At 63.4% G+C, this 11,416-nt stretch carries 10 protein-coding genes and 1 pseudogene; 7 read left to right on the top strand and 4 right to left on the bottom strand.

Features of this window, described 5'->3' with window-relative positions; translation table 11 throughout:
* Positions 1–8: 8 nt before the first annotated feature.
* The gene (locus ASG75_RS04645; protein ID WP_056386141.1) at positions 9–557 is read right to left on the bottom strand and encodes an NUDIX hydrolase; all 549 of its coding nucleotides are present in this window, start codon (positions 555–557) and stop codon (positions 9–11) included.
* 169 nt (positions 558–726) lie between these two features.
* Here ASG75_RS04645 and ASG75_RS04650 point away from each other — a divergent pair, with 169 nt between their 5' ends.
* Positions 727–2,256 (top strand): amino acid permease, encoded by a 1,530-nt coding sequence (locus ASG75_RS04650; protein WP_056386143.1) that lies wholly within the window; start codon positions 727–729, stop codon positions 2,254–2,256.
* A gap of 91 nt (positions 2,257–2,347) precedes the next feature.
* Positions 2,348–3,826 carry an amino acid permease gene (locus ASG75_RS04655; protein ID WP_056386145.1) on the top strand — a complete coding sequence of 493 codons (1,479 nt, stop codon included), beginning with the start codon at positions 2,348–2,350 and terminating at the stop codon, positions 3,824–3,826.
* Between the two features lie 407 nt (positions 3,827–4,233).
* On the opposite strand, the gene ASG75_RS04660 is transcribed toward ASG75_RS04655, so the two are convergent.
* Positions 4,234–4,566: a high-potential iron-sulfur protein gene (locus ASG75_RS04660; protein WP_056386147.1), complete on the bottom strand. Its 333-nt coding sequence runs from the start codon at positions 4,564–4,566 to the stop codon at positions 4,234–4,236.
* 165 nt (positions 4,567–4,731) lie between these two features.
* On the opposite strand from ASG75_RS04660, the gene ASG75_RS04665 reads away from it, so the two are divergent.
* The 4 genes from ASG75_RS04665 to ASG75_RS04680 are packed head-to-tail and all read left to right on the top strand — an operon-like array spanning position 4,732 to position 7,719.
* Positions 4,732–5,382, top strand: coding sequence for a methylthioribulose 1-phosphate dehydratase (locus ASG75_RS04665; protein ID WP_056386149.1), 651 nt, complete (start codon positions 4,732–4,734; stop codon positions 5,380–5,382).
* The gene (locus ASG75_RS04670) at positions 5,379–5,942 is read left to right on the top strand and encodes an acireductone dioxygenase (protein ID WP_056386151.1); all 564 of its coding nucleotides are present in this window, start codon (positions 5,379–5,381) and stop codon (positions 5,940–5,942) included. Before ASG75_RS04665 ends, ASG75_RS04670 begins: the two co-directional genes overlap by 4 nt.
* Positions 5,943–6,001: 59 nt before the next feature.
* On the top strand, positions 6,002–6,688 hold the full coding sequence (gene mtnC, locus ASG75_RS04675; protein WP_056386153.1) for an acireductone synthase: 687 nt from the start codon (positions 6,002–6,004) through the stop codon (positions 6,686–6,688).
* Positions 6,689–6,708: 20 nt separating this feature from the next.
* Positions 6,709–7,719 carry a C13 family peptidase gene (locus ASG75_RS04680; RefSeq protein WP_056386155.1) on the top strand — a complete coding sequence of 337 codons (1,011 nt, stop codon included), beginning with the start codon at positions 6,709–6,711 and terminating at the stop codon, positions 7,717–7,719.
* Between the two features lie 95 nt (positions 7,720–7,814).
* On the opposite strand, the pseudogene ASG75_RS04685 reads toward ASG75_RS04680, so the two are convergent.
* Positions 7,815–9,578, bottom strand: a pseudogene (locus ASG75_RS04685) (carboxylesterase family protein).
* Between the two features lie 142 nt (positions 9,579–9,720).
* Here ASG75_RS04685 and ASG75_RS16450 point away from each other — a divergent pair.
* Positions 9,721–10,395, top strand: coding sequence for a hypothetical protein (locus ASG75_RS16450; protein ID WP_162253086.1), 675 nt, complete (start codon positions 9,721–9,723; stop codon positions 10,393–10,395).
* A 370-nt stretch (positions 10,396–10,765) separates the two neighbouring features.
* On the opposite strand, the gene hisIE is transcribed toward ASG75_RS16450, so the two are convergent.
* Positions 10,766–11,401 carry a bifunctional phosphoribosyl-AMP cyclohydrolase/phosphoribosyl-ATP diphosphatase HisIE gene (gene hisIE / locus ASG75_RS04695; protein WP_056386160.1) on the bottom strand — a complete coding sequence of 212 codons (636 nt, stop codon included), beginning with the start codon at positions 11,399–11,401 and terminating at the stop codon, positions 10,766–10,768.
* Between the last annotated feature and the right edge of the window lie 15 nt (positions 11,402–11,416).

Raw genomic sequence — 11,416 nt, forward strand, 5'->3', positions numbered from 1 at the left:
TGCGCGCCTTACGCGTTCGCCAGCCACTTGCGCGCCATGCGTCGTAACGAGGCATCCAGGCTGTCGTCGGCAGCCACTTCGGCCACCGATCGCCATGCCAGCGCGCGCGACTCCTGGTTCATCGAAAAGCGTTCGTCGGCACCCGCACGCACCACGTAACGCACGTCGTAGTGCCAATGCTCCGGCTCATCCCCTCGTACAGGAATGCGGTGGCGATCGATATCGAAAATGTCGCCTTCGACATGCAGCCCGGCCACGCCGGTTTCCTCCTGCGCCTCGCGCAATGCGACTCGCGCCAGCTCCGGATTACCGTCGGCGTGGCCGCCTGGCTGCAGCCAACGATCCAGTTTGCGATGGTGCATCAACAGCACGCGCGCACCGTCCGCACTGACCAGCCACGACGAACCGGTGAAGTGAGCACTGCGGTTGCTGCGCGAGAAAACATCCGCCTGCGTATGTAGGAATGCATCGAACTGCGCGACCACCGCCGACTCCCCCTGCCATTGGTCACGGTAGCGCTGGAGCGCACGGATCATGAAGATGGTGGGCTGTTGCATGGACATCCGCTGGAGTGGTTGAAAGCTCGTCGCGGCAGCTTTTTGCGCGACTGGAACGAAACTTGTACTACCTCGGATGCTGGGCTATGTTGGCCCGCCATTGCCTTGCCCGTACCTGCGTCAACCGCCACAGAGCGGACGACGGGCGATATCACCGAAGGGGAGCTAGATGATAAAGGGTCTATTTGCCACTCACAGCATTGAGGCGATGCCTCGTGTGGACGCGGGCGAACCAGTCGAGGGTGGCCCGGAGGGCGAGGTAACCCTCAAGCGCGTGCTGACCGCTCGGCATCTGGTCATGCTCGGTATCGGTGCCGTGATCGGTGCGGGCATTTTCGCCATCACCGGCACCGCCGCCGCCCAGTTTGCCGGCCCCGCGCTGATCATCAGCTTCCTGATTGCTGCCGTCGCCTGCGGACTGGCCGGCATGTGCTACGCCGAGTTCGCCGCGATGCTGCCGGTGTCCGGCAGCGCCTATTCGTATTCCTACGCAACCCTCGGCGAAGTGGTTGCCTGGTTCGTCGGCTGGGCCCTGGTGCTCGAATACCTGTTCGCGGCATCGACCGTCGCGGTGGCGTGGTCGGGGTACTTCGGCGAAATGCTGCGCATGCTCAGTTCCATGTCGGGATTGAATTTCAACCTGCCGGCGGCGCTCTCCTCAGCCCCACTCACGTTTGCCGAAGGCGGCCACGCGCTGGTGTTCACCGGCGCCCTGATCAACCTGCCGGCGATCCTGATCGTCGGTGCGATCAGCTGGCTGTGCTATCTCGGCATCACCCAGTCGGCAACCGTCAACGCGATCATCGTGGCCATCAAGGTCACCGTGATCGTGTTGTTCCTGATCGTCATGTTCAATTACATCAACGCCGACCTGTGGCATCCGTTCATTCCGGCGAACGAGGGCGGTTCGAAGTTCGGCTGGAGCGGCATCTACCGCGGCGCCACCCTGGTGTTCTTCGCCTATATCGGTTTCGACGCGGTTTCCACCGCCGCTGGCGAGGCGAAGAATCCCCAGCGCGACATGCCGATCGGCATCCTCGGTTCGCTGCTGATCTGTACCGTGCTGTATGTGGCGATGGCCGCCGTGATGACTGGCACCACGCCGTTCCGCATGCTCAATACGCCGGAGCCGGTGGCCACCGCGATCAACTACGTGCTCGGCACGGTTACCGCGGGCAGCGGCGCCAGCTACCTCCTGGGCACGCTGAAGATCCTGGTGGTCTTCGCCGCACTGGCGGGCCTGAGCTCGGTGGTGCTGGTGATGCTGATGGGCCAGCCGCGCATCTTCTACTCGATGTCACGCGACGGCCTGATGCCCAAGGCTCTGGGCAAGCTGCATTCGAAGCACCGTACACCGTACATCGGCACCATCATCGTGGGCGCAATCGCTGCCGTGCTGGCGGGTCTGTTCCCGGTGGATGTGCTCGGCGACCTGGTCTCGATGGGCACCTTGCTGGCCTTCGCCACCGTGTGCATCGGCGTGCTGGTATTGCGACGCACCCGCCCGGATCTGCCGCGCGCGTTCCGCGTGCCGCTGCCGTGGCTCGTCTGCCCGCTGGGCGCGCTCGCCTGTCTGTTCCTGTTCTGGCAGGCATTCCAGGTGCGCTGGCCGTTGATGGTTGGCTGGATCGCCATCGGCTTCCTGATCTACGCCTTCTACGGCTACCGCAACAGCAAGTTGCGCCAGGGCATGCATTGACACCCGGCGGCCGGCGCCAACAGCGCCGGCCGCCGCGTTTGTGATGCCCTCAAACAGAGCCGAACACCGCCGCTTTCGAAGACGACCTACCATGCTCAAGCAGTTGCTCGCCCGCAAGACCGATTTCAACGAACCCGACGACACCCATGGCCCCACCCTGCGCCGCACCCTCGGTCCGTGGGGACTGACCGCGTTGGGTATCGGCGCAGTGATCGGCGGCGGCATCTTCGTGATCACCGGCCAGGCAGCGGCCGACCATGCCGGCCCGGCGGTGATCCTGTCCTTCATCCTGGCGGCGATCTGCAGCACGTTCACTGCGCTGTGCTACGCCGAGTTCGCGACGCTTATCCCGGTTTCCGGCAGCGCCTATTCGTACGCCTACGCCACGCTGGGCGAACTGATGGCGTGGTTCATCGGCTGGAACCTGGTACTGGAATACGGCGTGTCCGCCTCGGCGGTGGCAGTGAGCTGGACCGGTTATTTCCTCAGCCTGCTCGAGCACATCGGCACGACGTTCAACATGGATCTCGGTCTGCCCGCGGCGCTGACCAATGCACCGCTGGCTTTCACCGCCGACCACGAATTGGTCGCCACCGGCGCGTTGTTCAACCTGCCGGCGGTGGTACTCATTCTGTTGCTGACCTGGATCTGCTACGTGGGCATCCGCGAGTCGAGCCTGGCGAACGCGGTAATGGTGGCGCTCAAGGTCGGCCTGATCACCCTGGTGATCGTGGTTGGCTGGCGTTACGTCGACCCATCCAACTGGACTCCGTTCGTGCCTGAGTCGCAAGGCCAATACAAATACGGTTGGGGCGGCGTGCTGCGCGGCGCGGCGATGGTGTTCTTCGCCTACATCGGGTTCGAGGCCACTTCGGTGGCGGCGCAGGAATCGCGCAACCCGCAACGCGACCTGCCGATCGGCATTCTCGCCTCGCTGGCGATCTGCACCGTGCTGTATATCGCGATGGCCGCGGTGATGACCGGGCTGAGTTCGTACACCCTGCTGGGCACCAACGAGCCGGTGGTGACCGCCCTGCACGGGCACCCGCAACTGGAATGGCTGCGCTGGCTGGTCGAGGTCGGCGCGCTGCTCGGCCTGTCGTCGGTCGTGCTGGTGATGATCATCGCGCAGCCGCGCATCTTCATGATCATGGGCCGCGACGGCATGCTGCCGAAGATATTCACGCGGATCCACCCGCGCTATCGCACGCCGCACCTGAACACGCTGATTACCGGCGCCGGCATCGCCCTGCTCGCGGCGATCTTCCCGCTGGATGTGCTGGGCGACCTGGTGTCGATGGGCACGCTGATCGCGTTCATGGCGGTTTGCGCCGGCGTGTGGATCCTGCGGCATACCCGGCCTGAGCTGCCGCGCACCTTCCGCGTGCCGTTCGCACCGGTGATCTGCACGCTCGGCATCCTCAGCTGCCTCGCCCTGCTGTCCACGATGGCCTGGTACAACTGGTCGCTGATGATCGCCTGGACCATCCTCGGGCTGGTGATCTATTTCGGTTACGGCAACCGGCACAGCCACCTGCGCCGCACCATGGCCGACGCCCCGAAGCCCTGATTCATCAATTTCCGTGAATGTCGGCGAAAATCGCCAAATTTTGCTTAATAATGGCAAATTTCGCCCATCATCATGAAATGGCAAAGTTCTTTATAAATCTTACAAATTCAATGGCAAGTCATTGTTTTTGCAATATTTAACGAGAACTTTTCAAGAGAAATCGAGGGGCTGGTCGCCCTTTCGCCGAACTCGGGAGTATCATCCTCAGTCCGCGGGTTGATCACTTGGCAGTGGGCCCCGGATCGCGGCTCGGCGTGTCAGGTGGGTAAGCTCCTCAGCCTGATGTGTCCGGGCCGCACTTTTGTCCGCGTGCCGCTCTTTCCGCCCGCTCTCCGTCAGCGAAAACAAAAAGGCCGGCATCAGCCGGCCTTTTGCATGACGGGATTCCCGATATTGTCGGGAGGCGATCAGGCCTTCTTCGGCGTGTGCGACACGCACCAGCCTTTCGCGTTCACCGATTTGCCGGGGAACAACTGACACGGCCCGCGACCAGTGGCGCCGCCGCTGTAGAACTGGCAGTTCGCGCAATCGTCGCCGGCCTTGTACTTGGCGTTGGCGGTCTTGCTGGCATCTTCCACGTAGCCCAAGGCCTTCGCGGTCGGGTCCGACTCGCTCACCGGCGGCAGGTCCGCCGCACGCGCGAAGCGCGGCAAGCCACCGAACACCACCGCCGCCGCCGTGGTGCCGGCAGCCACCTTGAGGAATCGGCGACGCGATTCGATATCTTGTTCTTTCGACATGGGCAAGCCTCCGTCGGGATCTGTCCGGCGCACCCTGCGCCGGACTCACGCCGATGTTACGCCCACCGCCCCAATTTTTCCTGACTTGCGAGAATGGCTCTCATTCCAGCCGGGCTGCGGCCTGGCGCATGGTATAGTCGACGCTCATTTGGACGTCCAAACCGCATGAGCCAGATCCTTCCAGCCACGATCCCCGCCAGCGTGTTCGAGCAGTGCGCCGACGCCATTGCCGACGCCGCCCGTGAGCTGTCCATGCTCGGCTGGACGCCGGCGACCAGCAGCAATTTCTCGATGCGGGTCGATGCCGATCACGCGGCGATCACCATCTCCGGCCGGCACAAGGGCAGGCTCGGCCGCGACGACATCATGCTGATCGACCTGGACGGGAATGCCGTCGGCACCGATGCCCGCCCCAGCGCCGAAACGGCGCTGCACACCCAGGTCTACCGGCGCTGGCCGGAGATGAACGCGGTGCTGCACACCCACTCGCGCACGCAAAGCGTGGCGTCGCGGCTGTTCGCCGCCGAGGGCGCCGTGCGCCTGCAAGGCTGGGAGCTGCAAAAGGCGATCACCGGCTATCACACCCACGAGAGCGTGCTGGAGATCCCGGTGTTCCCGAACACTCAGCACATGCCCGAACTGGTGGCCCGGGTCGACGCCTGGCTGGACGCGGGCAAGCCGCTGCACGCCTATCTGATCGACGGCCATGGCATCTACACCTGGGGCCGCGACATGGCCGAGACCCAACGCCATCTGGAGGCGCTGGAGTTCCTGCTCGGCTGCGAACTTGACCTGAAAAAGCTGAGGGCATCATGAGCCGACTGCGCATCTTCGACGAAACCCGACCGCAATCGCCGCTGGCAGCGATCGACGAGCACGCCACGATTGCCGCCGAGCTGGGCAAGGTCGGCGTCCGCTTCGAACGATGGGACGCCAGCCAGCCGATCGCGCCGGGCGCCAGCCAGGACGAGGTGATCGCGGCCTATCGCGGCGACATCGACCGCCTGATGGGCGAGAAGGGTTACCAGGCCGTCGACGTGATCAGCCTCGCCCCCGATCATCCCGACCGCGCCGTGCTGCGCCAGAAGTTTCTCAGCGAGCACACCCACAGCGAGGACGAAGTGCGCTTCTTCGTCGCCGGCGCCGGCCAGTTCACCCTGCACATCGACGGCAAGGTGTACGACGTGCTGTGCGAACAGGGCGACCTGATCGGCGTGCCGGACGGCACCCGCCACTGGTTCGACATGAGCGAATCGCCCTGCTTCGTGGCGATCCGGCTGTTCACCAACAAGGAAGGCTGGGTGGCCAACTTCACCGGCGACGACATCGCGCAGCAGTTCTCGCGGATGCAGCCGCACCAGGCTACGCCGGGCTGATAACGGCCGCCGGCGCGCCGTTCCTTTATGCTGGCCTACCCACCCAAGCTGCCGCCGCCATGATCGAAATTCGCGCCATCGTCACCGACATCGAAGGCACCACCAGCTCGATCGACTTCGTTCGCGACGTGCTGTTTCCGTACGCGCGCAAGCGGCTGCCGGCCTTCGTCGAAACCCACGGCACCAAGCCCGAGGTGCAGCACTGGCTGCACGAGGCAGCCAGGGAAGCCGGGCTGGTGGAAGCCCGCCGCCAGGACATCATCGAACTGCTGCTGCAGTGGATCGACCAGGATCGCAAGTCCACCGCGCTGAAGGCGCTGCAGGGCATGATCTGGAAGGATGGCTACGAGGCCGGCGACTATCGCGCGCACATCTATCCGGAGGTCGCCGCGCGACTGCGCGACTGGCGCGCCGACGGGCTGCGGCTGTACGTCTACTCCTCCGGCTCGGTGCCGGCGCAGCAGCTGTTTTTCCAGCACAGCGAGGCGGGCGACTTGAGCGCGCTGTTTGCCGGCTACTTCGATACCGAAACCGGCCCGAAGCGCGAATCGGAATCCTACCGGCGCATCGCCGAGGCGATCGACGAACAGCCACGGCACCTGCTGTTCCTGTCCGACATCGTGGAGGAGCTCGACGCCGCGCAGGCCGCCGGTTTCCACACCGGTTGGCTGGTGCGTGCGCCGCAGGACTTGCCTGAATCGCCGCGCCACTCGGTCTATCGCGACTTCGACGCGATCACACCCTGAACCTGCCGCGCGAGCCCGCCATGCGTAGCGCCCTGACCGTCCTGCTTGCGTTCGCCGCCGGGGTGCTGCTGGCGACGTGGTGGCCTGGTCAGCCGGCGATGCCATCGCTCGTTGGCCATCCCGCGCCCGCGGCACTCGCCAGCGTGGACCCGGATGCCGCGCTGGACAGCGACGCCGACGTCGACAGCTGGCCCAGCCAGGCTCCAACCCCGGAGCAGGTGCTGTACGCGCAACCGCGGATGATGCGAGACGCGCTGGCGCAACTCGGCCCGCGCGTACCCGGCAAACCGAACCTGTACCTGCTCGTCTTCGCCGGCGACGGCAGCGAGGACGTGTTCCGCAACGAAGCCGAATACGCCGCGCGGCTGTTCGCGCAGCGCTTCGGCGCCACCACCCACAGCCTGGTGCTGGAGAACAACCCGGCCAGCCTGACCACCCGTCCGCTGGCCAGCTGGAGCAACCTGGAAACTGCACTCGAAAGTCTGGGCAAGGTGATGCAACCGGACCAGGACATCCTGCTGCTATACCTCACCAGCCACGGCAGCGAGGACCACAGCCTGCTGGTCGACATGGACCCGCTGCCGCTGGACCAGCTCGGCGCCAGCGACCTGGCCGGCATCCTGGCGATGCACCCGTTCAAGTGGAAGGTGGTCGTGGTCAACGCCTGCTATTCCGGCGGCTTCGTGCCGCCGCTGCGCGGCTCCGGCACCCTGGTACTCACCGCCGCCCGCAGCGACCGCAGTTCGTTCGGCTGCGGCAGCGACTCGGACATCACCTACTTCGGCAAGGCCTGGCTGGTCGACGCATTGAACCGCACCCCGGATTTCATCGAAGCCTTCAAGCAGGCCAGCGGCGAGATCAGCCAGTGGGAGCAGAAGGACAAGCTGACGCCGTCGGAACCGCAGATCGACATCGGCAGCGGCATCGCGGGGCAGCTCGCCTTGTGGCGCAAGGGTTTCACGCCCGGGCCGACGCTGCCGTTCAAGCCGGCAACGCCGGCGCCAGCCAGCACAACGGCGGTGGCGCAGTAGCCCTCCCGAGAATATCTAAACCACTAGAAGCACGTATAGGCGAGTAGCCATCGACGCCACCTGCAACAGAAGGCAACGTTCACTGACTGCGTAGCCTACGTACTTACTTCTTTTGATAACCGTCGGTATCGCTTGCGAAAAAACCTGACGGTACCCACGATCAAAGCCAGCACGCCCAATGCTGTCCCAGCGAGGAGTAAATAGGCGTGATGCGCTACGAAACGTGCTGTCCCATATAGGCGGTCTATACGTCGTAGATCGGTTACATCCGGAATGGGTCCTGGCGCGATCGTTTCGCCCAACAGCATTGCTTGCGAATTCGGCGTAGTGAATGGTGGCCAGACCGGCAGTCCAGCCCCATTAGGATCGCCGGATTTCGCGAAATTGGTCCAGTACGTCGACATGACGAGCGCAAGCCGACGATCCGCCGGTGCCCACGGCAATCTCTGTTGATCAAGATGGTCAAATACATAAGGCATTTCCATGCCATGGCTGGCACCCCAACCATAGTATTTGTCGTCAACACCATAAGGCGAACTCTTCGTGAATCGGTAGAGGAATACACGGCGTTCTCCTGTGTCGGCTTGCAGGCGCGCCCATGTCCACATGTCCCAACCGAACCGCATTTCGCCCTCGAACTTTACGAAGGCCGAGCGCGCTTGCTGGTCGTTGGCCATTGATCCAGGGCCAATCAACGAGACAATCGGATGGGAGAAGTCGCTATCGAGCACCTCGTCAAGATTGGCGGCCGTAATCGTTCTGTTGACGAGAAACAGTTGGCCTTCGCGCGCGTTTGAGCCAACCAGGAGATCAACATCGTTCTGTCGGCCTTCGCGGTAAGCGTCGTACGGAGCTTGTGGCAAAGCGTAGCCATCGATGACCATGTGCGGATTGAAACGAGTCTTGATCACCTCCTCCGCCCGCATCGCACGCAGATCCTGCAACGTACGTGCACCGCTCCTGGCAAGGAACGCCCTACCAACCTGTTCGGCATCGACCAACTTGAAATCGGGAGCCAGCTCTATCGGTTCGAACAACCCGCCGCTCTCGCCGATGGCGCGCTGAAACAGCCCCCTGGCCAGCGGTGAGGTTGTCAACGCGCTGATCGAAATCGAACCCGACGACTGTCCGAACACGGTCACACGTGCAACATCGCCGCCGAACGCGCCGATATTGCGCTGCACCCAGCGCAATGCCGCGAGTTGGTCGAGCAGGCCATAGTTTCCTGACGCCCGTTGTGGTGATTCGCGACTCAGATCGGGATGCGCCAGAAATCCCAGCACGCCGAGCCGATAATTGGCGGTAACCACGATGACGCCCTTGCGCGCGAGCATGTCGCCCGCGTACAACGGTGTCGACGCCGAACCATTCATCAAACCGCCACCATATATCCACACCATGACCGGCAGGGGATCGCCTGTTACATGTGGCGGTACCCAGATATTGAGGTACAAACAGTCCTCGCTCATGGGCTCCGGTGGCGCGTCTTCGGGATAGGAGCCGTGTTGCATGCAGATCGGTGCGAACTGGTTGGCCGATCTGATGCCTGTCCACGCTGCAGGCGCTTAGGGAGCACGCCATCGCAACGGCCCGATGGGTGGCGCTGCGAAAGGTATGCCTTTGAACACAGTTACACCGTTCACCTGTATACCCTCGACCAGGCCACTGTCGATGCGGACTGGTGTGGCAACCGACACCGATAACCCGATAACCGCAAGAGCAGCCAGGCACAGCAACGCGCGATGCCGGAAGTGGCGCTTCCACCGGCCGCCGCGCGGGCAGCTATCAGCGCCGGCGGGTGCTTCCAAAGAATCTGTCAATCGATGACTCATCAACCACTGCACGGCCTGCTCCCGCATGCGACGGAGCGCCAAAGTCTGTACGAGCCCGATGGTGGCGGATAGCCCGAATCATCTCGCGAGCAGCCCGGTTCGTCACAAATGGGACGAACAGGTGCATTGTGTGGACAACCCGTAGCGGCCCTTGCAAACTGGCGCGGTCATGACCGACCACTTCGCACTCGAATTTCGCCGCCTGTTCGACCCGCCGCGGCACCGGCTGGCGCCGCTCTTCAGCGGCTTTCTATATTGGCTGGTTTTTCTGCTGGTACTCGAACCCGGCAACGTGTTGCGCGCGTCACAGGCGGGTTACGCGCTGCCTCTCGGCCTCGAGACTGCCCGCATCACAGGTGCTGCAGTCCTCGGGGCCACGGTAACGCCACTGCTCGCGTGGCTCACCAACCGGCTGCCCCTTACTGAGGGCACCCGTCTTTGGCAGCGTGCCTTGATCCACCTGATCTGCAATACGTGTCTGGCCCTCCTGCTGATCGTCATCAGTTGTTTTCTCGCAGCATGGGGGTTCGAACAGCAAATCGTTCCGTCGTTTGCCGAAGTCAACAGCCAACTTGCTGCGAACTGGACGCTTCTCGTATTCGCACTGTGCGCATTCACAACCATCGTCCATCTAGCCCGGTTTATTCGACGCAAGGATGGCGTGACTGCTGCCACCGCAACAAATGCAGCCGCCGCAGAGACCACGCGCGGCGAGCGCATCCCGATCAAGCAAGGGGACGCTTGCGCTTCTTGGAGCAGGCCAGCATCGACTGGCTGGAGACGCAGGGAAACTACCTTGCTCTGCATTCCGGACCTAACACGCAGCTCGTCCGCCAAACCTTGACCGACTTCGAGAAAGATCTGGATACAAGCAGGTTCATCCGCATCCATCGACGTTTGATCGTGGCTATCGATCGCATCGAAGAGATGAAACCGCTACCAAATGGTGACGCGTTACTGCGGTTGCGGAATGGCCACGAACTGCGCATGAGCCGCAGCTACCGCGACGAGGTGGTTCGGCGGTGGAGTGAGAGCTAGGCGTGATCGCTCAGTAGGTTATTCATCCGAGGCAAACCCTAAAGACTGGAGGTGCGAGCCCATCCTCCCCTTCAACCCGGGCGTGCATCACTGCAAACCGGTGAAGACGTGGCTGGCCAACCGCTCCGATCAGGCGGCGTATGCCAGCCCTTCGTTGTGAACGCTCGAGGTTCCGATCAATCCCCGCGGCCCACATTATGCCGTTTGGCCAACAACGCCACGACATCGATCAGCGACAGCCCACGCGCGCGCAGCGCCACGGTGAGATGGAAGACCAGGTCCGCCGCCTCGCCAAGCAGTTCGGCATCGTCCTGTGCCACGGCAGCCAGCGCCGTCTCGACACCTTCCTCACCCACTTTCTGCGCAATCCGGCGCATGCCGCCTTCGAATAGCTTGGTAGTGTAGCTGCCTGTCGGGCGCTCGGCATGGCGTTGCGCGACCAGCGCGTCGAGCTCGGCGAGGAAACCCAGCGGTGGCCGTACGGCCTCGCCGAAGCAACTCGACGTGCCGAGGTGACAGGTCGGGCCATGCGGCTCGGCTTGCACCAGCAAGGTGTCGGCGTCGCAGTCGACGCGAATCGACTTCAGCGCCAGCACGTGGCCGGAACTCTCGCCCTTGGTCCACAGCCGCTGCTTGCTGCGGCTGTAGAACGTCACCTGGCCGCTGGCCTGCGTCTGCGCCAGCGCTTCGGCGTTCATGTAGCCGAGCATCAGCACTTCGCCGCTGAGCCAGTGCTGCACGATCGCCGGCAGCAGGTCATCGCCCTTGGCCCAGTCGAGACGGCTGACATCGATGATGGATTCGGTGGCCATGGCAGGCTCCAGAGG

The sequence above is a fragment of the Rhodanobacter sp. Soil772 genome, from assembly GCF_001428385.1.
In the GTDB taxonomy this organism is placed as follows: Bacteria; Pseudomonadota; Gammaproteobacteria; order Xanthomonadales; family Rhodanobacteraceae; genus Rhodanobacter.